This window comes from Aurantivibrio plasticivorans (assembly GCF_055392955.1).
This window is the reverse complement of record NZ_AP036020.1, coordinates 739,836-765,256: the sequence shown is the minus strand read 5'-3', so window position 1 is coordinate 765,256 and position 25,421 is coordinate 739,836. Positions and strand designations below refer to the sequence as shown.

Below are 25,421 nucleotides of genomic sequence, written 5' to 3'. Positions count from 1 at the left end.
CTATTGATTACCCTCTGAAGCTTCTGCTTCAGCAAACCAGGGTTCGCGTGCTTTCATAATCAATGCACTAGCACGCTCTTCATCAATACCTTCGATTTCTAACAATTCATCGACAGATTGTTCTGCAAGATCTTCCATGGTCACAATGCCACGACTCGCTAGTTGGAAAGCCGTTTGTTTATCCATACCTTCCATGTTGAGCAGGTCATCCGCCGGCTCTAGCGCATCTAGTTTCTCTTCACTCGCCAGCGCTTGAGTTAACAGCGCGTCTTTTGCACGCGCGCGGAGCTCTTCCGAAATTTCTTCATCAAAACCTTCAATCGCCAACATTTCTTCCAGCGGTACGTAGGCAACTTCTTCTAGGGTAGTAAAACCCTCTTCAACTAACACTTCAGCAACGTCCTCATCAACATCTAGAGCACGCATAAACGTTTCAAGAACGCTACCGGTCTCTTCCTGCTGTTTAGCTTCCCAGTCTTCAACGCTCATGACGTTGATATCCCAACCAGTTAAGCCTGAGGCAAGCCGTACGTTTTGCCCTGCACGACCAATGGCCATCGCCAAGTTATCTTCTGCCACAGCGACATCCATCGAATGCGCATCTTCATCCACCACGATAGACTCAATTTCGGCCGGAGCCATCGCGCTAATAACGAATTGTGCTGGGTTATCGTCCCAAAGAATAATATCGATTCTTTCGTTACCCAGCTCATTCGATACAGCTTGTACACGTGAACCACGCATACCGACACAGGCGCCGACTGGATCGATACGACCATCATTGGTATTCACTGCAATTTTTGCACGAGAACCTGGGTCGCGAGCAGCAGCCTTTAATTCTATAATTTCTTCCGAAATTTCTGGCACTTCAATTTTGAACAGCTCGATGAGCATTTCCGGACATGAGCGACTCAATTTGAGTTGAGGGCCACGCGCATCAGCAGAAATCTCAATCAAGATCGCGCGAATACGATCCCCCATTCTAAAGATTTCGCGACCAACTAATTGGTCTCTCGGCAACAAGCCTTCAGCGTTGTTACCAAGGTCTACGATAATATTATCGCGAGTCACTTTTTTTACTGTGCCGTTAATTAATTCGCCGATACGATCTTGGTACTCTTCAACAACCTGAGCTCGCTCTGCTTCACGAACCTTTTGTACGATAACTTGCTTGGCTGTTTGTGCAGCAATACGTCCAAAGCCGACGTTTTCAACCTGCTCTTCATAGACATCGCCCGGTTGTAAGGAATCGTCTTTTTCATGCGCTTCTTCAAGCGTAAATTCAGTACCCAAGGCAGCCATTTCTTCATTATCGCGGACCAACCAGCGACGAAAGGTTTCATAGTCACCAGTCTTACGATCGATAATCACCCGGATCTCAGAGTCTTCGTCGTAACGCTTTTTCGTCGCTGTAGCGAGCGCAACTTCAATCGCTTCAAAAATAACGTCTCGATCGACACCTTTTTCGTTTGATACGGCGTCAGCGACCAGCAAGATTTCTTTATTCATGCCTTGACCTCATTACTTGCCTTTGAGCTTTTTCTCACTCTTTGGGCTTGAAAAATTTGGGACTACATTTGCTTTGTCGATGGACTCGATAGGGAAAAGGTATTCCTCATCGTCGACCACTAATTTAACTTCGTCTTCCTCGGTACCAGTCAATAAGCCCGCAAATAGGCGGCGCCCTTCAAATGGTACGCGGAGTTTCAATTTAACTTGCTCACCGGCAAATTGTGCGAACTGCTCGATTGTGTACAGAGGCCTGTCCATTCCTGGCGTGGACACCTCCAACGTGTATTCCCCCTGAATAGGGTCTTCCACATCCAATACACTGCTGACCTGGCGACTAACACGCTCACAATCACTCAAACCTACGCCATCTTGCTTGTCTATATATAGACGCAAAATACCCCGACGCTTGCCTGCAGAGTGGTATTCCAACCCCCAAAGCTGACACCCTAGGGACTCGACCACAGGCTCCAACAGCTCGGTTAGGTGCTTCGAATTACCGCCCACCATGACAAACCTCGGTTTAAAACCAAAAAATGGGCCTACGCCCATTAAAACTTCTACCGCTAGGACTGCGGTCATGATCATGCTCAGCAAAGCTCAGCATGCGAGATACGAAAAAGCCCCTAAAAAGGGGCTCTTACGAATGCCTCTATTGGCCGTGACAACAGTCAAAGACCAACTAAGCCTTGTGACATCGTAAACGGCTACACGCACCGTTTACCGACCAAGCAACTGAGCGACGCTCAACCTGCTGAAAAGAACTCAGTTTAGCATAGAGCCAAACTAACGCCGAGTCTAGAGAATCACCAGCCTGGGCACTTAAGCCAACAACTTACAAGATTCCTAGGTCTCTGAAATAAATTGGTAGCGGGGGCTGGTTGCCAACGCTGTCTAAGCTGCTGGTCAATGCCCTTGATATTGCCTCTAAGCCACCACATATCAGCGCGTTACTATCTAGCTTAGAGGGAGCCCACGCTTCACAGGGCGCGGAGTATAACGGCGAAAGCCCCATTTTGACAAGTGGAGGGGCTTTAAATGGACGATAAAACGCCAAAAACCAAATATCCACCTCCGTTCTCCATGAGATTTACAGAGGAAGAGCGCAAGGCGCTGGAGACGGCTGCGGCAGGCAGACCACTGGCGGCTTACATTCGCTGGCTGATCTTCAAAGAAGATATGCCCGAAATGCCCAAAAAGCGCACGCGTGGCGAAACTGCTGATATTGATCAAAAGGCCATCGCCAAGCTCATTGGGGCGCTCGGCCAATCCCGCATTAGTGCCAATATTAACCAGCTCGCCAAGGCGGCTAATTCTGGTTCTCTCCCCGTCAATCATGACGTTGTGGAATCACTCAATGAGTCTGTTACGGCCATCCAGTGGATGCGTGACACCCTGATTAAGGCATTGGGGCTCAAGCCCCAAAGTGAGCCAGAAAAGGAGGATGACGATGATCCTCAAGGGTAATCAACGCGCTGGCGGTCGCCAAATGGCGCTTCACCTGCTCAACGGGGAGCAAAATGAGCACGTCAATGTGCATGAGGTGAGCGGCTTTATGGCACAGGATGTTCTTGGCGCATTGAATGAAGCCTATGCGCTATCCAAGGGAACCAAGTGCAAGCAATTCATGTATTCCCTGAGCCTGAACCCGCCTCAAGATGAAAAGGTCGATATTGAGACCTTTGAAAAAACGCTGGAGCGCGTGGAGCAAAAACTGGGGCTGGAAGGCCAGCCCCGCGTTGTGGTCTTCCATGAAAAGGAAGGCCGCCGCCATGCGCACTGCGTTTGGAGCCGTATCAATACGGACGAAATGAAGGCGGTCAACATCTCGCACCCAAAACTAAAGCTCAATGATATTTCAAAGTCACTCTATCTCGAACATGGCTGGAAGATGCCTGAAGGCTTCAAAGACAAAACCAAGAAAAACCCGCTGAACTTCACCCGCGCCGAATGGCAGCAAGCGCAGCGCGTTGGCCGCAAAGCCTCGGATATAAAAAGTGAGCTTCAGGAATGCTGGGCAATATCCGACACCAAAACCAGTTTCGAGCATGCGCTTCGTGAAAAAGGCTACTTTTTAGCCAAAGGCGATAAACGCGGTTTTGTGGCTTTAGATGTATATGGTGAAGTGTATTCACTCACGCGCCAGCTTGGGCAAAAAGCCCAAGCCCTAGAAGCGCGCCTTGGTAGTGCCAAGGAACTGCCATCAGTGCAGGAAGTAAAAAACGGCATACAAGGCCAGCTTTCAAAGCTGTTTGATTCTTATAAATTAGAATTGCACAACGTACACAATGAAAAGCTCAAACCTCTGCTTGCCGATAAGGCCAAGCTGACCAATGAACATCGCTCGGTACGCGCCAGCCTTAAGGAATATCAGCAAAAACGCTGGCAAGCTGAAGAGCTGAAGCGATCCGCAAGAATCCGAAAAGGCTTTAAAGGCATTTGGGACAAGCTCAATGGCCGCTACTGGAAAACACGAAAACGCAATGAACAAGAAGCATGGCAAGCACATTTGCGTGATCGTAAACAGCAAGAGGAACTGATTCAAAAGCAGTTAACCGAGCGCCAGAACTTACAAACACAAATCCAATTGCTTCGTGATACTCAGGAAAAAGAGCGCCAAGCGCTGGTGCGCGATCTTTCTCATGTTGCCAAGCATGAAGAAAAATCAAAACACGCTCATCGTTCGAAAACCAATACACAAAGCAAAAACACTCAAAACACCAATGCACCAAACCGTCAAAACAGGCGTGATGACGACAAAGGCATGGATTTAGAGCCTGAGATATAAGAAAGGACAATGGCATGGCTTGTGATAAATGCGAACATTGCGGAAACCGATACCACTGGAGCCATGCCTTTTCAAAATTCGGCTACGATGACGGCGGCGGAAAAATTGAAACGCCTGAAATCGCCGAACTACTCGAAAGCGAAGGCTATGAAGTGTGTTATGGGCGCTGGCTTGCGCACAACACGCTTATTTTTTCTATTAAAAAAGACGGCATGGAACTCATGCCGCTCAATAGTTCTGAAATTCGGATCGGCTATGACGATCCGGCGATTTATTTGCCTGAAGATATTCAGGCCATATTAAACAGCAAAATGCCATTCACTGGCGTTTTTCCTTATTAGCGCGGACAAAATTATGAGCTATCAATTTAAAACGGCAGATATCATTAAAGAATCTGAGCGCCTTATGAGTTTGAGTGAGGAAGCAGGACTTCTGGGCTGTCAAATGGCGCAAGTTTTAAGCAACCAGCACAACCACGAGCCGCAAACCTCAGAGTTTTACAGCGCCGTTTCTGCATATTGCTACGCTATGGAATGCTGCTCTAGTGAAATAGCTCAGCGCTATAAGCGCGCCACCGCTTCAGGTGAAAATTATAATTGGCCTCATCCAGAATTTTTACCTCTGGATTAGCTCATTCTATCAATGAGTTTTTCTATTTCTTGAATTGATAGTGAGCCGTACTTTTCGAATATTTCCATGGTGTTTTTTGATGCATTAGAGGGTGCGTTTACTCCGGCTATAGATTTGTAGTTACAAACTTTAGCACTTATGCTTCCCGCACTTAAATTAGTAATTTTTGATAGTTCTTGACAGAGACGAGACAGCTTGCCTCTTGGGAACCCTTCTTGTTGTAAGACTTTGAATATCAGAAGGCATTCAACTTCATTTTTGTCGTTCCATGCAGAGTTTTTCTTATAGCTCATAACTTAAGTGTCCATATTATTTTTTATATCTATTTAACTAACAATATCTGTGACACATTTTCAAATGTTTGAATAAAATTCGTCGCCGATAACTCGACAACGAATTTTAGATTATAACTATCTGTTCCAGAAAACATGCACTTCCTGATAGCCCGTTTCGATTGTAAAAATATCGCCGCTCATTTCCATGTCGCGCCCCATGCGGTCATAGTCGATATAAAATTCTAAATGGCTGGGCACTTCGCTTGTTTCTTCCGTGATTTCCTGCGCGTAATCCGACAAACTCGCATATTCGCCTTGATAATCTTCTTCCATGGCTTTCTGTGCTTCTTCAAGCATTGAAAAATGGCTGATCAATTCCGCGGCTATCTCGCCATGCTCTTCAATAAAACAAGCCACCTCGTGCGCGCTTTCTATGCCTTCATATTCTGACAGACGATAACTGCCGTATCCTTCAAAGTCGTGTATGGCGTATTCCTCGGCATCCTCTACAGGGCTGGATTCCAACATGCTGTTTATTTGGTCTTGAATGTCGTCAATGTCTGCGGTTGCATCAATCCAAACACCGTGCAAATAGCCGCTGTTATACGCTGCCAAACATGCCACATAAATTCTGATTTCTTCGCTCATTGCTTTTCTCCTTAATCTTAAAAACACATCCCCTTTTGGGGTTGAAAACCCCGGACAAAGGAGCGAGAGAAGCGAGCGTATGATCACATGTTTTGGCGCAATCCAGACAGGGGGAACCGCCCGACCTGCACAAGCCCAGTCGTTTCGGGCGCGGAAGGAAGGGGGATGTCTTGATGGAGACAAGTTGTGTGATATTTTGACGTTTACCCAAAAGGGGCACGTAATTATTGAGTCAAGTGAACACGATCAGTGTTCACACCTTATTGAACTTTCAGCCTAGCGCAGCGAAAACCTTCAACGCCTTTCAAAGCAGTCGTGCTTTAGCACTACCCAAAATTTTTCAATCAATCAGCACCGCCTGATTGAGCCCTTAACCAGCACTGCCTTTTAGCATTACCACTAGCGCAACGTGACAATTGATCAGCAAGCGTAAAGCTTCTTCACATTATTGCGACCTAAGGTGCAGATCAGTCACTTTGCACAAACACGCGGCCATACAAAGGCCGTGGCAGTCACGGCCTCCAAAAACAGGAGGTAACAATGAAATTGATTACAAGATTTGAACTGGCAGCCAAAAACACGAACGAGCTTTATGGTCTACATAGAAAGGCTTTTAATGAGCTGGCGAGAAGCAAGCCTGATAGCCATCAGAGAAGAAACGCACTCGCATCCATCGAGAATATTCAAAATGAATTGGCTTCAAGGGCACCTTGCCCTTGAAGCATTTTTTCTTAAACGGATACGGTGATCACAATCCAGATAATTTTTTCCATACTTCTTGGTAATCCTGACCAGACATAGTTGCGGATTGTGGTTTCATTCTATCCCAATCGGATGCCTGCAAAGATTTTAGATACTCATTAGCAGCATTGGGCGTAAAATTATCTGAATGAACCTGCTTAAACTCTGCTCCAGTTGCTTCGGCAATACTTCTAGGGACTGAACTCATTCTCATCAATACTGCTTCTTCGGTTTTAACACCGTGATAAATCATCGCAGGAAGGTTGTTTAGTTGTCTTCTTTTCTCATCTGACATTTCTTCAAAATTAAGACCTGATGTAGGCATTTTACTTAATGCAGATAAACCCCAAGAAGCATTGTTAGCGAGGTCTCGATATACAGCTTTACATGCTTTTGAAATCTTAACTGTAAAATCATCACCTTCAAAAAATGAATCTGCGATTTCAGCCAAACTTTTGCCAGATACCCACGCTTGAGTAATGTCAGCAAGTTTCCTATAACCCACACCGTCGCCAGTTAGTTCCTCTAAACTAGACTTAAGCTGAGGAACTTTCATCATAATGCCCATAAGGTCTGGTAATGTTGTATTACTACTATCACCAAACAAGCTAGATGGTTCCCAACTCTCACTAGAGAGATTGTTATCAAGCTGTCCCATTTCTAATAGTGCAGAACGAACGCCTTCAGGAGAGAAACCAGTTGCATCAGCCAGCGTTGCATTTTCAGGATGCTCGGCTAAAACTCTTACATAACTTCGAGTTGCTTCTAAAAGTGCTTCGGCTTTTTGAAGAGATGACTCGTCATTCTTTGCGCGCAGCGCACCAAACCCAAAAGTATTACGCAGCGTTTGTTCAGCCTCGCCAATAACAACATCTAAATTACGCTTTTCATTCCACAGATGGGCGATATAACTACGAAAATCAGCCCATTGATCTTGCATTATTAATACGGAAAGATTGTTTAGCTCCCCAGTCTCATACAAATCATCAAGCAGCGACTCCATCCTAGAAATTAATTCTCCAGTTGCGTCACTGACATATTGCCGCACGGCATTAGGATCGTTACCTGCTGCGATGCCTACGATTCCAACGCTATCCTGACCTATTCGTCCAGCACGCCCAGCCAAATTCCAGAAAGCGCGATGAGACATTGGAATACCGTAAGGATATTTCGTAGTCGCCAAGAACACGGATGAAACTGGGAAATTCAGACCTTGCGCAATCGTTGTAGTCGCGCACATCACACGTACATGACCAACTTCGGTTAGCCACTCTATTAAAGCCAAGGCTTCTGCTGGCAATCCTGCATGGTGAACCACTACACCCTTGGACAGCATATCAATAAGCTCAAAATCCTCACTCACTTCTGTCGCCAAGAATCGCTGAACAAGTGCCACCTCACTAGGCACTTGTTCAAAAGCCGGAAGCTCTGCGGCTACTTTTCTGGCAATACTCCATACATCCGGTATTTTTTGAGCAACAGCGATGCTCGTGCCCCGATGCGAGAATGATTTTGCCATGGCGACAGCTTGAGCAGAGAGGCTACCTCGAACCGTTGAGAAATTAAGCGCACTGAGTGGTCTAACGCCATTAATCTCATGTACCCCACGCAAATGAATGGTTCTTTGAGTCGTTGTCAGTGTTTCGAAATTCAGGTGCCAATCGCCTTGCCTTTCACCTCTGTCAGAGTCAAAAGGAGTGACATCAAACATACCAACCAATCTCTCGTTAGGCTGCCATGCGGTCGTTCCCAAGCTAATTGTTCTGCCTCTATCAGCAGCTAGCCACTGCGCTAAATCTTCTGGATTAGGAACAAAAGGCATCATTAGAAGGAAATTTGCTCTTGGAGATTCCTGTTTGATCGTTGCAAGAAGCAGCTCTATTCTAAGACCGCGTTGTTCATCCTCTATGTTATGAGCTTCATCCATCACAACTAATGCCAGAGGTCGAGCAATTTTCTTGTTACGCATTACGAGCTGTAATTTTTCAGGGGTCGCAACCAAAACCTGAAATGCGCGCTGCTCTCCCAAAAGAGCCTCTTCAAAGGCATCAACCTCAATAGCTCCCGACAATTGCTCTACATGAATATTTAAAGGCTCAAAATCTGAACGCAGTCTTCTAGTAATCTGTGAAACTAGAGCGCGTGTTGGCGCAACATAGGCGACCCAGCCATTATCTTGATCAAACTGATTCAGCGCTTGCAGCATCCTAAATTGAGACAACTGTGTTTTCCCGCCTGATGTAGGCAGGTTCACAATAACAGCTCTACTTGCCTGATCGAGTAATCCTTGCTCCTGCAAAGCTGCTCTTTGCGGAGGCAAAAGCTCAAACATCCCCTGATGTTTTGTTACATGATTAACAAATCTCGTCACTCTTGAATTTACGGTATGAGCAACCCACCATAAAGAACCCTCAGCCATTTTCCGACTAGCTAAATGAAGCCAATTCAGAACCATTTCTAACTGTACATCACGACTACTCTTAGCAGCTTTCACCGCTGCCTCAAAATGTTGGTCAAGTTCTGAATCAATGGCTACTGGCTCACCTTGCAGCATGTATACAGCAAGTCTTTCAGTGGCTTTGGCAAAATGGTATAGGGCAATCAATTGTAAAGCAGTAGCTTTACCTGCTGTTCCAGATCGGTCTTCGACTAGGAGAGATTCAAAGCGGGATTGATCTCTACGTAAACCAAGAACTATTTCTGAAATTTGGTCTAGATCATCCCAACTATTTTTCCGTAGCAGCCGAATCCAGCAGTCAAACAGCCTGTATAGCAATCGTTTATCCCACTGAACATCGGCCACAGAAGGTATTGCAATGGCTTCTGGGGAATCAGAAAACCAGCGCTTCAAATCTGTCCAACGCTCACCGCAATACGCCAGACCAGCCAGATGCAGTGTATGAAATATTCGAAAATCTGTATTGGTCGGAATTGGCAGAACGCGATACAAACCAAATGCCTTATGAGCGCCAGCTTGAGCTTGGTTTTTTAGCGCAGCATTCTCTTCACCTTGTGATGAACGCAATACTGCTGACAAGCCCTCAATAGCTGCCATTTCATAGGCTGTTGCAACATTTTCTATATCTTTATCAGTCACCTCTGACTGAACAGCGTTATGCAGAATCTGGCCTAACGCAGACCTAATTAATCGCTCATCAGCGGCCTCAAATACTCTGGCTAGCATGTCACTAGGTATTGCTTGTACAGCCCAGTGCTGATCGATATTTTCAAGATCGTGCAAGGTAAGTGTCATGGCTCACTCCCTTGCAAAGCTTGTTGTGCTTTGGCTTCCAATAGAGAAATTGCATTCTCTGAAAGATACAAGGCGTAAAGCGCGATACTCGTTAAGTCAGGACAACCATTCGCTAGAGAGGTCGCACGATATGAAAGGTCTGATTCATTAGGCTCTACATCACGAATCAGAACCCCAAAAATAGCAATATCAGTATACTCAGAGCTTAAATATCGCTTTGTAGCGCTTTCAAACATATATCGCCATGATGCATTTATGGCGTGATGCCCAAGATATAAAATCAGACTTTGCTTTGTTGGGTAAGAATCTCTTAATCCCTCAAGCTGATTTTTTAATCCCGTTCGACCGTACATGACATTAGGCGGATAATTTTCATCGCTGGATGTTTTTACCTCACCAAAAGCAAATCTGTATGGGTTTTCAGAATCGCCCGTCTCTTGAAAACCTGTCAAGTCTGCCCCAGCAGGGCTAGCTTCAGGGTTTTTCAGGTCTCTGCTCGTCGGCCAAGGGAAAGTGCAATTCTCATTGTCTGCGACATAAGCTTCGGCAAGAGCTTCACCTACTAACCAATCTTCGGGTTCAGGTTCTGCCTGTAACAACTGACTTATTTGATCTTGTTCAAACTCAGTGGAAGCTAGACCAGCAAGCATGTCATTTAGCTCAGCAGTCCCTGTTGTATCAAGCAGCAAGTCTTTAACAGAGCCATTGATTGCCTCATCAAGTTGTTCTTCATTATAGGCCATCCCACGAGCTATCACGGGCGCACTATCAACACTGTAGCTAAGCGTTGCTTCAGGCAAAGGCATGTGAATAAATCCTTTTTGTTTCACTGCGGCTACTGATGGCTAAAATATACATTGTTTCAATCCGCACCTTGTGTCAGTTCAGCTTTATTATGATCATATACATAATCAGCTATACTCCCATCCTTAATTTTTTCAACCACCTCATCAATAATAAACAGTGGCACTAAAAACCACTCTTGGGGTGAAACAGGATTTCCAAACCTGTCGGCAATTTCGATATCGAGCTTTGCGTTTTCAAAGAACCGATGGAGAAGATTTTCCAGCTTCACGCGATTTATATTGAATAGCTCGTATGTAGCGACGACCTCTACTTCAGCCATCAAGAAGGTAGGATCAATTTTCGCATTCGCTATACGCTTTTCGACTTTCCCGCCTGTCACTCCAATCTTATGAATAACATCTCGGTTTTGGGAAACAACCGGGTTATCTGACTTACTACGAAGCACATAGATGACGCCGCTTGCTAAATCCTCTTCATCCGCAACATCATCGAATAGCGGCCCAGCCGACAAGGATACAATTCTTCTACCTGCCTCATCCTCATAGAGAGCTTTTTGAAGTGAGCGCAATAGCAAGTCACTTTCCGTGCGATTGTCGTAGATCACACGAAGTCTATAGTCGTTCTTATCAAAGCCGTGATTGCGTTCTTTACTAAACTCGGCAACATACGCCTTTTGGCCATTTACAATAAACCAATCGCCTTGTTCGATTTTGGCCATGTAATCGCGGTCTTTTTGATCTTTGAGCAATTTAGCTTCTACAAGTCCATGCTTTAAATCGCTTTGAACCTTATCGAATAACGGTTTAAATTTATCGAAGTCTTCACACGGAGTGCGGTTAGCTATCTCTTCCGCCGCTTTTTTATCTGCCTGAGATTTCACATGTTTTAGGTAGGTGATATCACCTTCTTTTGGTGCCTCAATCCCTAGCTCAGCTAGTAGCTCTTCATCCGTATTGTATTCGGCTGGTGGCTCAGCCACTTGCAAGCTGCCAGCTAAAAGACCTTGATGATCAATTTCTTCAACGAGAGTGCGACACTCTTCCTGCTTTCGAATCTGATCCAGTCTTGTGGCATACAAGCGCTCAAATATATCTTTGTTCTCACCATGCTCTGGAGCATGCCCATGCTCTTCTACAAATCGCTGAATTTCCTCAAAGCCTGCGATGATGCGCTCTTCTTTTGGTGTTCTGGCCGCTTTCTTTTCTTGCTTAACCTCTACGCCAAGTTCAGCCAAAAGCTCTTGGTTAGTTTTTTCTTGTTTTACCTCAGCCATTACTTTCCTCCATTACTTTCCGTTGAAGGAAAGCGATGCCTTCTGCCATTCGACGCTCCCAAGGGTCTGCGGCTGTGATATCAGGCAATCGGTCTCGTTCACGTTTGAACTGAACCGCACGCGTTGCTAGCTCACGTGCTTCCTCTTCGGTGAGCTTAACTTTTTTGGAGTTAATAACTGCCTTCACCTGCTTAAGGCTTTCTTCATCCATCGATTTAGCGAGGATCGCATAGGCTTCGCTGAATGGGTTGATACGATCAATCAAATCAACGTCCAGCTCCCGCACGTCCATAGCGAACTTTCGAACGCCATCTACAAACGCTGTGTTAGCCGAGGCCTCACCATCTGCACCATCATTGGCGATATCTTTCGCTTGTTGTGTAATGTTTAACGCAGCAATTGCATGCTGGCGAACAGCCTCTTGGTCTTCCGCATCAAGCTCTGGGTATTTATCTTTAACAATTTTTCCCATCTTGAGCTGCGTGAGTTCTTCAGGAACGACTTCTTCATCAAACAAGCCTCGCTCCAAAGCGGCTTTATCCTGAACGAATGCTGTGATCACCTCATTCAAATCTTCCTGACAAATACGTTTAGCACTATCGCTCTTCGGCTCCACCAAGCCATTAATCTCGATCTGGAACTGGCCTGTATCTTCGTTGAAACCTACATTATTCCCATTTGGGTTATAGCCCTCCTCACCGTAATCAAAGCCTTCTTGTGGGCCACTGGTTGGTGTTTTCGGCGTAAAGTTAAATTTAGGCGTAAGCACCTGCTCCATTAGAAGGCTGGCAGCGATGGCTTTAAGGGTATCGTTCACTGCGTCAGTAACCGCTTCTTCCGATGCATCAGGCTCAGCAATCAGGTTAGTGAATCGAGCGCGAGTTTTACCCTCGGCATCACGGGTTGCACGACCAATAATTTGGATGATTTCGGTAAGGCTGGAGCGATAACCAACCGTTAACGCATGTTCACACCACACCCAGTCGAAGCCTTCTTTCGCCATGCCAAGCGCGATAATCACATCGACAAAATCTCTGTTCGATTTGGCCTCTGGGCGTTTGAGCGCTGCTGATACTTTGTCACGCTTTGGATCATCATCGACCAGATCGGCAACCTTAATCAGCTTTCCTTCGCTCGTTTTAATTAGCTGAAAGCCAGTATCTTCATCTGAACCTTCCCAATCGCCCAGTGCCGAGAAAATGCGTTCGACTTCGGAATACTTGTCTTTCTGACTTTCTCTGGATGCGGGATGAGGTATATGCACGATGGTCTTTTCTGAAGGGTCAAGAACTTCTCTAATCTCGTGCGTATAGTCGCCACTTGAATAAAAGTAGTAGCCAATATCCAGCGACTTTAAATATTCATAGCCATTAAGCTGCTCATAGTAGGTATAAGTTACTGTTTCAAAGTTAGCTTCATCTTCAGGGGAAAGAACAGCCTCGGCATCGCCTCTAAAGTACGAGCCTGTCATGGCGACTACATGAACTTTGTCTCGTGTAATAAAATCGCCTAGATGCGCACCCAGTTTGTTATCTGGATTAGCACTCACATGGTGGAATTCATCCACTGCTATCAAGCAATCATCAAAGGCGGGAACACCAAAACGGTCTACTGCAAAACGGAAGGTAGCATGCGTACATACAAGCACTTGGTCATCGCTATCAAGGAAAGCCTTTACAGAATTTACCTTACCGCCATCTTCACCTGGCGCATTACAAAGATTCCATTTCGGTACAACTTCCCAATCCCAATAAAAACCGTATTTTGTCAGTGGCTCATTGTTAAAGCTTGAACCAATTGATTTTTCAGGAACGACAACAATGGCTTTTTTAACCCCCTGATTGTTCAGCTTATCCAAAGCAATAAACATGAGAGCACGGCTCTTACCAGAAGCAGGTGGAGACTTAATTAAAAGATATTGTTCACCACGCTTTTCATAAGCACGCTCTTGCATCACGCGCATGCCCAACTCATTCGATTTCTTTGAGCTGCCATTGCTAGCATAGTTAACAGATACTGAGGGTATAGATTTATGCTCCGTCATGCTCAAGATACCTTTTTCTTAGAGTTGGAAGTGGATTTAGTCATTTTTGTATAGAGGTCAAAGAGCTTTTCAAGGCGCTCAGTGTCATTCTTGAACTTACGTCCAATGTAAATGCGCTCTAATACCTCGTCATTGCGCTCGTGTGCTCTGCGCAAATTATCTGGCATTTTTTCAGGATCATAGAGATCGGCAATGGTGGCGGGAAAATGCGCTTCGCGGGCGAGAAGAATGTCTTCTGCGCATTTGGTCAAATCTTCTTTATTTTTCTTGGTAAGTTGAGGGACAGGAAACGTATTCCAACCAAGGGTATTGGAATATGAAAAATCGGTTCGCATCCGCACGCAAACCGCTCCGATCCAAACCCAGTGCAGCCTTGAAGCTATTAGAGATAAATTCCATAGCGGCGCATCGCAAATAACAAAATTTCTATCGCCAACAATTGTATTACTGTCATAGTAATCTACGGGAAGCACATCCCTATTTTCTGATGTTACGCGTGGCACAACAATGCAGTTGCTCTTGGATATCCCTTGAATTTGACGAAATTTATGTGGGTATTGGGCATAGTCTCTTGTTGATGCAGCACTGCTATTAAGCCTAGACTCTTGTACTTTTTCTATCCGACCTTGAATTTCAGGTATCTTTTTAGCTTCTTCTATTTGATGATCTTCAATCCAGATACAATACCTAGTTAGACCTTTAATCAACTCTTGAGCACCGATGAATTTTCTAATGTATGGAGAGGCATCTACGTTACTATTTTCTAAAAACTGTTTTTCAGCCTCATTTAATAGAAGATTCCCTCCATCAGTCGGCATATTGCCGCGTATCATAAAGCCTCTTTCATCATGAGCTTTACTGATAGTATCTACAATTATCCTCTTTCCCGAAATTAAGTATGCATTGATATTTATCACTGAACTGGAGGTGGACACACCTTCACGGTCAACGTGAAAGATAGTTTTATTTTTGTATTTTTTTTGATTACCAACACCAACGATCACCACTGTTACGCCAGCATTGTGCGATGCTAAGTTTGCCCATTTGAATGATGTGTAAGCAAAGTAAATATCCATTTCATTTTCATAGATAATCGGCCATAAAATTGGAACCTGCTCACCTTGACAAATGGAATTCGTACTTACAAAAGCGTAGCAGCCATCTGTGGCTTTAAAATAGTCTGATGCCAACTTGAACCAACAAGCAACTAAGTCAAGTGATCTCCATTTCTTCGTATATCGGGAAAAAACATGCTGAATATCGCCTTTTTGTTCAGCACTTTGCTTTGAGCTGCCAACATATGGGGGGTTCCCGCATATATATGTCTCTCCACCTTCGTTTACAAAATCAATCTCAACTTGATCACAAGGAGCACCAAATAGGTCGTTACCTTGTACTTTGACCCCCGAGCCAGTAGGCGGGCATATGTGGAGCCAATCCAAACGGAGAGCATTGCCACATATAATCCAATTCATCGCATCCAAAGGCAGTAATTCCGCCAACGCCTCTTTCTGACCACGATAAAGGACATCACACTGATACTCCGCAATTATCAAGGCCAGACGAGCAATTTCAGCAGGAAAATCCCTAAGTTCAATACCCCGATAATTTGTTAGGGGAATATCTGATTTCCTGCCGCTTTCACCTCTACGCTGGTTGATCTCTGCTTCAATTGCTCGCATTTCTTTATAGGAGATAACGAGGAAATTCCCTGAACCACAGGCAGGATCGAAAACGCGTATTTTCGCCATACGCTTGCGAAGATTGAGTAACTTTTGAGGACTATCACCAGCCTCTTCTAGTTTCGCCCGAAGGTCATCAAGAAATAGCGGGTTCAGAACTTTTAGAATATTTGGCACTGAGGTGTAATGCAGGCCAAGAGCGCCACGCTCTTCTTCATCCGTGACCGCTTGGATCATCGAGCCGAAAATATCAGGATTGATTTTCGTCCAGTCCAAATTCCCGATATGAATAAGATAAGATCGCGCAATCTTACTGAAACGCGGAACATCTGTATTACCCGAGAAGAGGCCGCCATTCACGTAAGGGAAGGTATCTGCCCATCGTGGCAGGTTAGTGCTAGCTCTATCTTCAATCGAAGTATCCATTGCTCGGAATACTTCACTCATAATTTCGTGCGTATTTGAAGAGTCCCGCTCACTCATCTGCTCAATGGTCTTGGTAAACAGTCCCTCGCCATTGAAAATATCTGTATCTTCTGCGAAGAAGCAGAAAATCAAGCGAGCCATGAAGTGGTTCATATCATGGCGGCGTTCTTCCGTGCCCCATTCAGGGTTGTCTTTAAGCAGCTCGATATAAAGCCTGTTAAGACGCCCAGTTGCCTTTATATCAAATGAACTTTCGCGGATTTGTTTAACGGTCGTAATGCCTGCCAAAGGCAGGAAGAAGCCAAAGTGATCGGGAAATTCGTTGAAGCGGCATACCACTGGCGGATCGTCGGAGGTTAAATCTTCAGCCTCAAAGTCAATTCCATCTGTGGCAACTACAAACTTTGCTTTGCCTTTGACCGTTGCAGGACTTTCTTTCAACCGAGTAAGCGTTTCAGATACCGCACCCTCACTGCACGTGGCGATATGGATGTTATTTCGCTGTAAAACACCGCCATCGATATCTGAGGAGTTCGTATTGCCGCTTTTTAGGCGTTTAATGGTGGCGGGTTTATTTCCGAACGCCTCTAAAAACGCATACGGGAAACTAGCTGAGTCAAAGTCTTGCTCAGCGAGTAACGATATGGCTTCTTCTATTTCTACTGCGTTCAAGTGGTTTTACCCTTTATTCATGTTCTTTTGCTCTTCAATCCACTGGTCAATATCTTCTTTTTTGAAGCGCCAGCTCCCGCCAACCTTAAAACCGGGCAGTTTATCTGCTGCTGCCAGTTTGTAGGCGGTTTTCTCAGCGAGTTTTAAGTACGCCGCGACCTCTTTTAAGGTCAATATTTGATCAGTCATAGCATGTATCGCCCTCATAGCTTAGGGGAGAATATGGGAAAATAGAGGAAGGAACAACCAAAAACACCTATGATTGTTGGAGTTTCTGCACTAAATTGTTTGCAGCCAACCGAATAGACGGACTTTAGATGAACAACGCGCCAACCCAAGCCTATATCAAGCCAAGCGATGCCAGCTCTTGGGCATTGTGCGCGCGCCGTGTATGGCTGGATAACTATCCCGAGGCTTTGGGCGAACTGGAAGTTGAAAAAGCAGAGGATGCCTTTGAGGCTTTGATCATTGAGCTTGGCCTTGCTCATGAGCAAGCGGTACTAACCCAGCTAATGAAAGAAAAGTCGGTGCATACGGCCACTTCACCAGAAGATACGCAAAGGCTTATGGCCGAGGGTGTTGACGTTATTTACCAAGCCCAATTGCTCGACAAAGAAAATCTACTTGTGGGCTACCCTGATTTCTTAATTCGTCATGCCAGTGGCGAGTATCAGCCAGCCGATGCCAAGCTATCCCTCAGCGAAGATAAAAAGGAAATACAGGTGCAGCTTGGCTTTTACCGTCGAATGCTCAATGCAAGTTTGCCTGCCATCGTATTCTTGGGTGATGGTGATACCGCTGAAATTGACGACGAAACGAACCCTCTCACCAACCAGTTTGTCACCGAAATGCGGGAGCTACTGGCAAGTGATACAGAGCCACTGGTTCGCTATAGCCATAGCAAATGCCGCGCATGCCCTTATTACACGCATTGCAAACCTGCCTTTGAGGCGAAGGAAGAAATTTCACTGCTTTACGGTGTGCAAGGCCGTGCCGCCGATGGGCTGGAAAAACACGGTATTAGTACGATATCGGAATTAGCCGCAAGCTCGCCTGAAAGCTTGCCCGATGTGCCTTATCTCAAAGGCTATGAAAAGAAGCAGCGTGCCATATTGCAGGCACAATCCTATTTCAGTGGCGAAGTGCATCAAATTGCGCCCGTGAGCCTTCCCGATGGTCACTGGGTACATTTTGATATCGAAGATAATCCGCTCACGGGGAACGGCGAAAAGCATGTGTATCTTTGGGGTTTCTTAGTACCTGATTTTAGCAACGCTGATTTCGAATATGTTTGGACGGATACTGCCGAGCAGGATAGACAAGGCTGGATGGAGTTCCTTGCCAAAATCGAAGAATACCGTGAGCGCTATGCTGATTTGGTACTTGCTCACTATTCGCAGCACGAACGCACAACGATACGAAGCTACGCTAAGCGATATGACATGGAGAGCAATGAAACCGTCCTGTATTTGCTTGGTGAAGAAAGCCCTCTATTTGATATGCAAAAGCCTGTGCTCGATAGCCTTGTATTGCCATTACAAGGTTATGGCCTGAAGGACATTTGCAAGCACAAAGATTTAGTCAATTTTCAATGGGAAGATGACAACTCAGGCTCGCAATGGTCGGTGGTTCAATTCAACCGATTTTTGGCAGAAAACAATCCAGAAATGAAAGCTCAGTTAAAGGCCGAAATACTGGGCTATAACCGCGATGATGTGATTGCAACGCGACGGCTGGAAGAATGGCTACGAAACAGGTTCATCTAAAACTACAGGATTATTGTACTAAATGCGAGATTCATATGAACGCTTCTTTTCAGAGGGCTATATAGATAAAGATCAGTTCTTCGATTTTGGCCTACGCGAGACGATTTATGCGCCAAAAGATAAAGCAAAAGAAGGCTGGGAGCAGTTAAAGCAACGAATAGTAAATAACGAACCTGTATTCATGCGGGGCTTCGGCAGGAATTCGAATGGTAGCCATTTATTTCAAGAGTTTTACCGTCTCGCTTTTAGCAATGACAATGTAAAAATTGACCCGACCAACAATAAAGAACCGACCTTAGTTATTCGTGATATGACTGGCTACTCCAAGACCAAAAGTGCAAAGTATGAACCGATACGTAATTATCAGGTGTCCCATATTTTTGGGCGAACTAAAAATATATTCGCCTTCACTGCGCCTTGGAATATCGTATATCTGCCAAAGATGATCGACCCTTTTACAGGACATGAAGCGAAAGGCGATTTGATCGACGAATATCAGATGATGTTCCAGAAGCAAAGCTTTGCTTATTTTGAACCTTTGATAGACGACTATAACCAGCTAATTTTGGGGAGCAGTCTTCAAGCTCGTATTGACGAGGGTTTGAACGGCCTTCGCAATAATAATGCATTTTCTGATAGCGACATTGACAAGCTGATAAAGTCTGTACGTGAAGAGCTAACACCTATCTTGATCTAAGTAACGCATCCAAGGTCGCACCTTGGTCGTTCTCCACTGGCGAAACAGTGGTCGTGGTTAAGCGTCGAAACGCTTACGGCATCCAATCCGCGCAGGGTTGGTCGAGGGAGTTCATGAGGGGCTATGACATGCCCCTTTGATTGATGGGAAGTCCATGAAGGGAGAGCTAACGTCTCCTTTCTGGTTGATGGGGATGCAAGGGGAGAGCAAAATCTTGCCCTTGCCCATGGGGTTCTTAGGGGTAGCTCGGAGGCTCCCATAAGTGGTGATCGAACGGCCAATCGTTCGCTGGTGCAGCATACCAATCACTATGGATTGCGCACCAGATAAGCTCTTGCCAGAGAATGATAATTCGATGCTTAGAGCGCCGCCTGAGGATAGAACGGACGGGGCAACGTCCTTCTCAAGATAGGTGCGGGGAGGGAAAAATCTCTGATTTTGTACTACACGCACACATCTTGCGGTCATCGTAAAGCCGCGCCAATAGCGGAACTATGCTGAATTGCAGCAATTTATTCCTACTCACTCTTGTCCCATCTTCACGATGACGGTGATACTGAGGCCTGCCCCAAGGGCAGAAGTTTACTCTTTAATGCTCCGCGCCCACTGCCTGTTTACCGACTGCCGATGTCTATTACAAGCGCGATGTTGAATCATCATCGAGGCAGTCGGATGATCGATGGCATTGCCATCAGGTCATATAGGGTGGGCTTGGCGGCCAGTCAGTTTTCCGTGGCGCTCTGCGCTCCTTGCTATGCAAATCGGGAAAACTGGCTGGGGGTATTTAGGGCTTTGAGATTTGGCTCGCCCGCTCTTTCTTCAAAAAACAAGCACAATAAGCGAATTTTGGCACAACACAATAAGCGAACAGCAGCACATAGAAGCATCTCGATAAAAGCAATATATATGCTTCTTTTTACAACTAATATGCTTTAACCACGTAAAAGCAACTTATACGTTGCCAAAACCACAAAAAGAAACTAATATGTTTCTTAATGGCAAATAGCAACATATACGTTTCATTATGAATTCACTACTCGAACAGATCAAAAAACGCCGTATCGCATTGAAACTCAAGCAGCACGATATGATGCTGCGCGTTGGTATATCGCGCCAGCAATATCAGCGCTTGGAATCCAAGGGCAACCCACGGCTTGATACTCTTGAGCTAGTCGCTAAGGGGCTTAAAAGTGAATTGCTTCTAATACCACAAGAAAAATTGAATGCTGTGCTGGCAGTACTGGCCGAAGATACTCTTTTGCAGTCTGGGTCATCAACTGGGACAGCAACCAAGCCAAGCAAGGCGGGAAAAGAACACAATAACCCACTGGCCGATGATCCATGGCAGGGTTTGCTGGGAGAGAATGAATGAGCACAGATAGCAATGATGAAGTAAATGTTCTACAGCTCTCAATTCATGGCGTGCTGATCGGCTATCTCGCAGGGTTTAAAAATGGCCGCAATGTATTGAGTATTGCAGACTCATTTAAAAACAATCCTGATCGCCCGATATTCAGCCTGATTACTCATCCCGCGTTTCCGAATGCGGCCAAGCTCATGGCTGCACCATGGGCGCGGAATCAACGGCTGCATCCTGTACTTTCAAACTTGCTACCAGAGGGATCATTACGTGAGCTGATCGCACAAGGCCTGAAGGTGCACGTAGATAATGAATTTCACATTCTCTCGTATCTTGGCGAAGATTTGCCGGGGGCAATCGAAGCCATGCCAATGGAGCCTGAAGATGTTCCTGATTATGTCCTGAGCACGCACGGAAAAGCTAAGGCCGTTAAGTTCGATAAGGTCACTCAAGAAAACAAGTTTTCGTTGGCTGGCGTGCAAATGAAGTTTTCCATGAAGGAAAAGGATGGGCGCTATAACTTATCGAAGGGTAACGTGCTGGGTGACTGGATCATCAAAACGCCCTCAACAAAGCACAAGTTTGTGCCACTGAACGAATATACCTCCATGTCGCTGGCGGGGCTCGTTGGCGTTGACATTCCTGAGATCAAATTGGTCGAGCTGGATAAGCTCGACAACCTGCCACAAATTAACTTACCCGATGAAAAGCAGGCCTTTGCCATCAAACGATTTGATCGCGCGGATGATCAACGCATCCACATGGAAGACTTTGCGCAAATTCTGGTGAAGTACCCGCACGAAAAATACACTTCGGCAAATTATGAGAATATCGGCAAAGTCATTTATGATTTTTCTGGCGACGGCCTTGCCGACGCACAGCAGTTCGCAAGGCGATTGCTGGTGAATATTCTCTTGGCGAATGGGGATGCGCATCTCAAGAACTGGAGCTTTCTATATCCCGATAAGATTACGCCACGGCTGTCTCCTGCATACGATATCGTTACAACCAATGTCTATATCGAAAATGAAACCCAATATGCGCTCAACCTCGGTAAAACCAAAGAATGGTATACCGTTACCATGGCGCATTTTCAGTCATGGGCAGATAAGTCGGGTATTCCGTGGAGGGCAATAAAGCCGCACTTGGAAGACACCATGGCAAAAGCTAGGGAGCTTTGGCCTGAAGCACTCAAAGCACTACCGATGGATGATGCTCATAAAGATGGGCTTAGAACACATTGGGGTAAGCTTCAGGGCGATTTTAAGATCGAAGCCACAAAGTAAGTTAACGAATAATTAAGATACAACACGTATGATATTAATAGATACGTGGCTTAATTCTGAGAAAGCGATTACCTGTCACCAGCAGGCACGTGGCTAATTTTCAAACATGGGTGCAAGGAAGCGATGCAGCATATGGCTGTTACCGCTTCCTTTGAAAAGGAAAGCCCCATGGATGAGTTATTAAATGGCAAAAGCATTAAAGCAGACTTTGAAGCGCAGGTAACAGCGGCGCTTATGATCCAAAGCAATGCGCTTATCCCTCTCAAGCTTGCCGCTCGCTTATGCGGTATCCCTAAACACGAAATACTAAGGCGCATTGATTGCGGCACATTCCCCAAACCTAGAACATTATCCTCCACAGGTAAGCGTATTCGCGAGGCGTTTTACCTGAAAGATTTGCATGAATGGATTAAGTGCCCACACCTCTATCACCAGAGGGGGCTGCATGAGTGATCAATTAAGCTTGGCACAAATTAAGAGAGCGTATCATCAGGCTGCAAAAATTGTGGCACGATATGGCGATAAATACCTGCCGATATTCGAGCGCCTTGAAAAAGAATACCAGTGCAGAAAAGATAAAGTTAAAACCCTAAACCGTGCTATAAAAATTGCAGAAAAGCACACGGAATTCGAACCTACAGACCTCTAAAAACTGGGACACAAAATGGTACACATACTGGGACACAAATTTTTATAGTAGTAATTTCTAATAAATATTTAAAGCACTGAAATAGAACAATAATTAGAGATGAAATTTTTCAAATCGAATCCTGCCCCCTCCACCATTTTCATTTACATAATCTTAACCATTTACCCGCTAACATGTTGTATTGATTGAAATTTGTTTTTCAATTGACCAAGGCGCATTTTTGCTTTACCTAAAAATGGTACACAAAGTGGGCTACAAATTGGGACACATGGATGGCGAACTATGTATTTTGCAGAGGGAAGAATTTTTATTATCGCAGGCGCGTTCCTGAATACGTGTCCGACTATGATAAGCGCGCCATCATCAAAATATCTTTGGGCACCAAAGATGAAAAAGAAGCCATCCGAAAAGCTGCCATCTATAACGACTATATCGAAGATTATTGGCGCAGCCTGATTAAAGGCAATGGCAAAGCTGATCCTGAAGCTGAATATCGCACTGCTATCAAGCTCGCAAAAGCCCATGGCTTTGCCTATAAGAATGCCGTTGAAATTGCCAAAGAGCCGTTAGAAGAAATAGTCGAGCGCCTGAAGACGGCAAACAAGGCCATAGAACAACCTGAAACGGTCTCTTCTGTGCTTGGCGGCACAGAAGTGCCAGAGCTTCCTTTAAGCACTTGCGCTGATAAATACTGGCCGCTATGCCGTGACAGGCTTACCAATAAGTCCGAGCATCAAATCCGCAAATGGAAAAACCCGCGCCTTGCTGCCATCAATTACTTTATCAGCGCTATTGGTGATAAGCCTCTTAAATCCATTGCCCGATCTGACATTTTACAGTTCCGGCAATGGTGGATGGATCGCATTGAAAAAGGCGAAGTCGTCGCCGCAACTGCTAATAAGAACATGATGTACGTGAAAGACATGCTTCAGGTGGTCGGGCTTCAATATGAAGTCGCGACCGACTTTGACGTACTGTTTTCAAAAATACGCCTTAAAGAGCTGGAGCAATCACGACCACCTTTTGAAGCCAGCTATGTTCAAGATGTCTTACTTTCCAAACACGGCCTGAATAGCCTCAATGACGAAGCGAGGCTTTTGGTATTTGCCATGGCCGATACTGGTGCGCGGGAATCTGAGTTAATCGGCCTTACTGAAGAGGATATCGTTCTTGACGAGCCTATTCCTTATATCTGGATTCGCGCGCGTGAAAATAAAGCACTCAAAACGCTTACCTCTGAGCGAAAAATCCCACTCGTAGGCGCGGCACTTCATGCTTTCCAGCAACTACCGAGTGGATTTAACCATTATCGCACTGCCGATACCGCCTCCACGACCATCAACAAATATTTGCGTGAAAACGATTTAAAGCCAACGCCAACACATTCACTCTATTCGCTGCGCCATACCTTTAAAGACCGCCTCCGCGACGCAGGCGCGCCAGAGGAAGTCATCGACGAACTTATGGGGCACAAGAAGTCGGGGCCGAAATATGGCCGTGGTCATATGCTTGAGAAAAAGTACGAGTGGCTTAGGAAAATCGCTTTTAGCGTCTAATTACGATTTTTATTGAAAATTTTAAAGTTTTTCTGATATCCATAGTTTAGGAAGGCAGGCTATGGATGACCGACAATAAAAACAACACCCCAGAAGTAGGCATGACATTTCAAAATGTTACTGCTGATGAATTAGAAGAGCAAACAAACACCTCTGATGATATAGCGCCCCCTCAGGAGCCTTTTGATAAGGTTTTGAAAGAACAGCTCTCTCAAACAGACATACCAGAAAAAGACATTCGTAAGGCGTTGTTTGATAACGAGACACCGACCAGTGATGACGTACCACCAAGTTGGTTTAATGACTTACCTGATCTTGATATATAGGCTCAGGTAGTATTTTCTTTGTTTTGTAGATATTTGTGAATGCGCTCATTTACCTCTAGAAAATCAGCCTTGTTGGGCTTGAAAAAATCCCAATAGGTGTTTCTCTTTGAGCTCTGCTTTCGCTCCACCACCCACTTTAAGTTCTCAAGCATGGTCGAAAACCAATATTGAGCATCCGTGTGATAATCATGCTGATCTCTGATGGCTTCCCACACATCACTTGAAAATTGTGCTGCTTTATCTCCGCCTCTTATCCAGTCTAACCATGCGGTCACGGTCAGCTTCATGATCGAGACTTCATTTTGCATTTGAATGGCGAGTTCAAAGTTCCAGTCTTCCTCATCCAAGCCATGGTTCTCAGCATAGTGCTTGAGAAAGTACATTCTTAAACCTTGAAACCAAAAGTAATAGGTCTCTGAAATTGACCATTTTCGAAGCGAGTGGCAAATAAGCACATTACCAATGGCGTGATAAATTAGATTTTCTCTACCCTTAATACTGGGATTTGTATGCTTAAATCTTTTGGCTAGCTTGTCTACATCGGGAGGAGCACCCAAAGTTAAAAGCATTCCAGCCCCAAAGAACAATTGCGGATAATTCAGGGCTCCATCGATAAGATCAAGCCGTATTAAATCGTAGTACTTATAGGCGGAGGCTTCACTGATGGCTAATTTCTTTGCAATGTCTTTTACAGGCATATCACACAAAAAAGCGGCGAAAAGTGTCTCGACTTGGGCGTTTGATAGTTTGGAATGCTTGTAGTATTTATTTTTAGGCTTACGAGCTTTCCTTGCGCCACGCAGGTTAGGGAGTAGTTTGGCTTTCCATTTGGAGAAAGAAGATTCTGATAACTTGTTTTGTATACAGTACTCAGATTGAGTTAGCTTGCCACGCTTCCAAGAAAGAACATGAGCTTCCCAGAACTCAGATTTTGCCGAACGTTTTTTGGTATTTGCCATTTATACGCCTCGAACTCCCAGCTTTTGAATTTCCATTATACGGATAATAATTCCATATTATTCAACGGGTTACG

The 25,421-nt window shown here is 45.2% G+C and carries 24 protein-coding genes; 13 read left to right on the top strand and 11 right to left on the bottom strand.

The window, feature by feature from the left end; translation table 11 throughout:
• The gene (gene nusA / locus ACZ5NB_RS03490; RefSeq protein ID WP_460231586.1) at positions 1-1,509 is read right to left on the bottom strand and encodes a transcription termination factor NusA; all 1,509 of its coding nucleotides are present in this window, start codon (positions 1,507-1,509) and stop codon (positions 1-3) included.
• A gap of 12 nt (positions 1,510-1,521) precedes the next feature.
• On the bottom strand, positions 1,522-2,016 hold the full coding sequence (gene rimP / locus ACZ5NB_RS03485) for a ribosome maturation factor RimP (protein ID WP_460232085.1): 495 nt from the start codon (positions 2,014-2,016) through the stop codon (positions 1,522-1,524).
• Positions 2,017-2,547: 531 nt separating this feature from the next.
• Between rimP and ACZ5NB_RS03480 the strand changes: the two genes are divergently transcribed.
• The 4 genes from ACZ5NB_RS03480 to ACZ5NB_RS03465 are packed head-to-tail and all read left to right on the top strand — an operon-like array spanning position 2,548 to position 4,927.
• Positions 2,548-2,976: a MobC family plasmid mobilization relaxosome protein gene (locus ACZ5NB_RS03480; RefSeq protein ID WP_460231585.1), complete on the top strand. Its 429-nt coding sequence runs from the start codon at positions 2,548-2,550 to the stop codon at positions 2,974-2,976.
• A complete protein-coding gene (locus ACZ5NB_RS03475) occupies positions 2,960-4,297 on the top strand; it encodes a relaxase/mobilization nuclease domain-containing protein (RefSeq protein WP_460231584.1) in 1,338 nt (445 codons plus the stop codon). Before ACZ5NB_RS03480 ends, ACZ5NB_RS03475 begins: the two co-directional genes overlap by 17 nt.
• A 14-nt stretch (positions 4,298-4,311) precedes the next feature.
• On the top strand, positions 4,312-4,638 hold the full coding sequence (locus tag ACZ5NB_RS03470) for a hypothetical protein (RefSeq protein WP_460231583.1): 327 nt from the start codon (positions 4,312-4,314) through the stop codon (positions 4,636-4,638).
• Between the two features lie 13 nt (positions 4,639-4,651).
• Positions 4,652-4,927, top strand: a complete 276-nt coding sequence (locus tag ACZ5NB_RS03465; RefSeq protein WP_460231582.1) for a hypothetical protein — start codon at positions 4,652-4,654, stop codon at positions 4,925-4,927.
• On the opposite strand, the gene ACZ5NB_RS03460 is transcribed toward ACZ5NB_RS03465, so the two are convergent.
• On the bottom strand, positions 4,924-5,220 hold the full coding sequence (locus ACZ5NB_RS03460; protein ID WP_460231581.1) for a hypothetical protein: 297 nt from the start codon (positions 5,218-5,220) through the stop codon (positions 4,924-4,926). The two genes, ACZ5NB_RS03465 and ACZ5NB_RS03460, sit on opposite strands and share 4 nt — an antisense overlap.
• A 117-nt stretch (positions 5,221-5,337) precedes the next feature.
• Positions 5,338-5,850: an antirestriction protein ArdA gene (locus ACZ5NB_RS03455; protein WP_460231580.1), complete on the bottom strand. Its 513-nt coding sequence runs from the start codon at positions 5,848-5,850 to the stop codon at positions 5,338-5,340.
• Positions 5,851-6,390: 540 nt separating this feature from the next.
• Between ACZ5NB_RS03455 and ACZ5NB_RS03450 the strand changes: the two genes are divergently transcribed.
• Entirely contained in the window at positions 6,391-6,570 is a 180-nt protein-coding gene (locus ACZ5NB_RS03450) for a hypothetical protein (protein WP_460231579.1), read from the top strand.
• Positions 6,571-6,598: 28 nt separating this feature from the next.
• Here the strand turns inward: ACZ5NB_RS03450 and ACZ5NB_RS03445 are convergent, their stop codons facing one another.
• The 6 genes from ACZ5NB_RS03445 to mads1 are packed head-to-tail and all read right to left on the bottom strand — an operon-like array spanning position 6,599 to position 16,937.
• Positions 6,599-9,844 (bottom strand): DEAD/DEAH box helicase, encoded by a 3,246-nt coding sequence (locus ACZ5NB_RS03445; RefSeq protein ID WP_460231578.1) that lies wholly within the window; start codon positions 9,842-9,844, stop codon positions 6,599-6,601.
• Positions 9,841-10,674 (bottom strand): hypothetical protein, encoded by an 834-nt coding sequence (locus ACZ5NB_RS03440; protein WP_460231577.1) that lies wholly within the window; start codon positions 10,672-10,674, stop codon positions 9,841-9,843. The genes ACZ5NB_RS03445 and ACZ5NB_RS03440 overlap by 4 nt, the downstream gene beginning before the upstream one ends.
• 32 nt (positions 10,675-10,706) lie before the next feature.
• Positions 10,707-11,924 carry a GIY-YIG nuclease family protein gene (locus ACZ5NB_RS03435; RefSeq protein WP_460231576.1) on the bottom strand — a complete coding sequence of 406 codons (1,218 nt, stop codon included), beginning with the start codon at positions 11,922-11,924 and terminating at the stop codon, positions 10,707-10,709.
• On the bottom strand, positions 11,917-13,968 hold the full coding sequence (locus ACZ5NB_RS03430; protein WP_460231575.1) for a DEAD/DEAH box helicase: 2,052 nt from the start codon (positions 13,966-13,968) through the stop codon (positions 11,917-11,919). Before ACZ5NB_RS03430 ends, ACZ5NB_RS03435 begins: the two co-directional genes overlap by 8 nt.
• Positions 13,969-13,970: 2 nt before the next feature.
• Positions 13,971-16,748 (bottom strand): class I SAM-dependent DNA methyltransferase, encoded by a 2,778-nt coding sequence (locus ACZ5NB_RS03425; protein ID WP_460231574.1) that lies wholly within the window; start codon positions 16,746-16,748, stop codon positions 13,971-13,973.
• Between the two features lie 6 nt (positions 16,749-16,754).
• Positions 16,755-16,937, bottom strand: a complete 183-nt coding sequence (gene mads1, locus ACZ5NB_RS03420) for a methylation-associated defense system helix-turn-helix domain-containing protein MAD1 (RefSeq protein WP_460231573.1) — start codon at positions 16,935-16,937, stop codon at positions 16,755-16,757.
• A 128-nt stretch (positions 16,938-17,065) separates the two neighbouring features.
• Between mads1 and ACZ5NB_RS03415 the strand changes: the two genes are divergently transcribed.
• From ACZ5NB_RS03415 to ACZ5NB_RS03380, 8 genes are all read left to right on the top strand, one after another.
• Positions 17,066-18,514 carry a TM0106 family RecB-like putative nuclease gene (locus ACZ5NB_RS03415; RefSeq protein ID WP_460231572.1) on the top strand — a complete coding sequence of 483 codons (1,449 nt, stop codon included), beginning with the start codon at positions 17,066-17,068 and terminating at the stop codon, positions 18,512-18,514.
• 22 nt (positions 18,515-18,536) lie between these two features.
• Complete coding sequence (locus ACZ5NB_RS03410; RefSeq protein WP_460231571.1) at positions 18,537-19,211, top strand: hypothetical protein; 675 nt, start codon at positions 18,537-18,539, stop codon at positions 19,209-19,211.
• A gap of 1,024 nt (positions 19,212-20,235) precedes the next feature.
• Positions 20,236-20,583: a helix-turn-helix domain-containing protein gene (locus ACZ5NB_RS03405; protein ID WP_460231570.1), complete on the top strand. Its 348-nt coding sequence runs from the start codon at positions 20,236-20,238 to the stop codon at positions 20,581-20,583.
• Positions 20,580-21,857, top strand: a complete 1,278-nt coding sequence (locus tag ACZ5NB_RS03400; protein ID WP_460231569.1) for a type II toxin-antitoxin system HipA family toxin — start codon at positions 20,580-20,582, stop codon at positions 21,855-21,857. The genes ACZ5NB_RS03405 and ACZ5NB_RS03400 overlap by 4 nt, the downstream gene beginning before the upstream one ends.
• Positions 21,858-22,025: 168 nt before the next feature.
• Positions 22,026-22,310 (top strand): helix-turn-helix transcriptional regulator, encoded by a 285-nt coding sequence (locus tag ACZ5NB_RS03395; RefSeq protein WP_344799454.1) that lies wholly within the window; start codon positions 22,026-22,028, stop codon positions 22,308-22,310.
• Positions 22,303-22,506: a hypothetical protein gene (locus ACZ5NB_RS03390; protein ID WP_460231568.1), complete on the top strand. Its 204-nt coding sequence runs from the start codon at positions 22,303-22,305 to the stop codon at positions 22,504-22,506. The genes ACZ5NB_RS03395 and ACZ5NB_RS03390 overlap by 8 nt, the downstream gene beginning before the upstream one ends.
• A gap of 272 nt (positions 22,507-22,778) precedes the next feature.
• Positions 22,779-24,062: a DUF6538 domain-containing protein gene (locus ACZ5NB_RS03385; protein WP_460231566.1), complete on the top strand. Its 1,284-nt coding sequence runs from the start codon at positions 22,779-22,781 to the stop codon at positions 24,060-24,062.
• A gap of 65 nt (positions 24,063-24,127) precedes the next feature.
• Positions 24,128-24,388 carry a hypothetical protein gene (locus tag ACZ5NB_RS03380; protein WP_230715878.1) on the top strand — a complete coding sequence of 87 codons (261 nt, stop codon included), beginning with the start codon at positions 24,128-24,130 and terminating at the stop codon, positions 24,386-24,388.
• Positions 24,389-24,390: 2 nt separating this feature from the next.
• Here ACZ5NB_RS03380 and tnpA read toward each other — a convergent pair whose 3' ends face one another.
• Positions 24,391-25,347, bottom strand: coding sequence for an IS66 family insertion sequence element accessory protein TnpA (gene tnpA / locus ACZ5NB_RS03375; protein ID WP_460231565.1), 957 nt, complete (start codon positions 25,345-25,347; stop codon positions 24,391-24,393).
• Positions 25,348-25,421 lie beyond the last annotated feature (74 nt).

Bases quoted from the DNA above. Each gene is read 5' to 3' on its own strand.
- nusA (WP_460231586.1), bottom strand. From the start codon at position 1,509: ATGAATAAAGAAATCTTGCTGGTCGCTGACGCCGTATCAAACGAAAAA.
- ACZ5NB_RS03480 (WP_460231585.1), top strand. From the start codon at position 2,548: ATGGACGATAAAACGCCAAAAACCAAATATCCACCTCCGTTCTCCATG.
- ACZ5NB_RS03475 (WP_460231584.1), top strand. From the start codon at position 2,960: ATGATCCTCAAGGGTAATCAACGCGCTGGCGGTCGCCAAATGGCGCTT.
- ACZ5NB_RS03470 (WP_460231583.1), top strand. From the start codon at position 4,312: ATGGCTTGTGATAAATGCGAACATTGCGGAAACCGATACCACTGGAGC.
- ACZ5NB_RS03465 (WP_460231582.1), top strand. From the start codon at position 4,652: ATGAGCTATCAATTTAAAACGGCAGATATCATTAAAGAATCTGAGCGC.
- ACZ5NB_RS03460 (WP_460231581.1), bottom strand. From the start codon at position 5,220: ATGAGCTATAAGAAAAACTCTGCATGGAACGACAAAAATGAAGTTGAA.
- ACZ5NB_RS03455 (WP_460231580.1), bottom strand. From the start codon at position 5,850: ATGAGCGAAGAAATCAGAATTTATGTGGCATGTTTGGCAGCGTATAAC.
- ACZ5NB_RS03450 (WP_460231579.1), top strand. From the start codon at position 6,391: ATGAAATTGATTACAAGATTTGAACTGGCAGCCAAAAACACGAACGAG.
- ACZ5NB_RS03445 (WP_460231578.1), bottom strand. From the start codon at position 9,844: ATGACACTTACCTTGCACGATCTTGAAAATATCGATCAGCACTGGGCT.
- ACZ5NB_RS03435 (WP_460231576.1), bottom strand. From the start codon at position 11,924: ATGGCTGAGGTAAAACAAGAAAAAACTAACCAAGAGCTTTTGGCTGAA.
- ACZ5NB_RS03430 (WP_460231575.1), bottom strand. From the start codon at position 13,968: ATGACGGAGCATAAATCTATACCCTCAGTATCTGTTAACTATGCTAGC.
- mads1 (WP_460231573.1), bottom strand. From the start codon at position 16,937: ATGACTGATCAAATATTGACCTTAAAAGAGGTCGCGGCGTACTTAAAA.
- ACZ5NB_RS03415 (WP_460231572.1), top strand. From the start codon at position 17,066: ATGAACAACGCGCCAACCCAAGCCTATATCAAGCCAAGCGATGCCAGC.
- ACZ5NB_RS03410 (WP_460231571.1), top strand. From the start codon at position 18,537: ATGCGAGATTCATATGAACGCTTCTTTTCAGAGGGCTATATAGATAAA.
- ACZ5NB_RS03405 (WP_460231570.1), top strand. From the start codon at position 20,236: ATGAATTCACTACTCGAACAGATCAAAAAACGCCGTATCGCATTGAAA.
- ACZ5NB_RS03400 (WP_460231569.1), top strand. From the start codon at position 20,580: ATGAGCACAGATAGCAATGATGAAGTAAATGTTCTACAGCTCTCAATT.
- ACZ5NB_RS03395 (WP_344799454.1), top strand. From the start codon at position 22,026: ATGGATGAGTTATTAAATGGCAAAAGCATTAAAGCAGACTTTGAAGCG.
- ACZ5NB_RS03390 (WP_460231568.1), top strand. From the start codon at position 22,303: ATGAGTGATCAATTAAGCTTGGCACAAATTAAGAGAGCGTATCATCAG.
- ACZ5NB_RS03385 (WP_460231566.1), top strand. From the start codon at position 22,779: ATGGCGAACTATGTATTTTGCAGAGGGAAGAATTTTTATTATCGCAGG.
- ACZ5NB_RS03380 (WP_230715878.1), top strand. From the start codon at position 24,128: ATGACCGACAATAAAAACAACACCCCAGAAGTAGGCATGACATTTCAA.
- tnpA (WP_460231565.1), bottom strand. From the start codon at position 25,347: ATGGCAAATACCAAAAAACGTTCGGCAAAATCTGAGTTCTGGGAAGCT.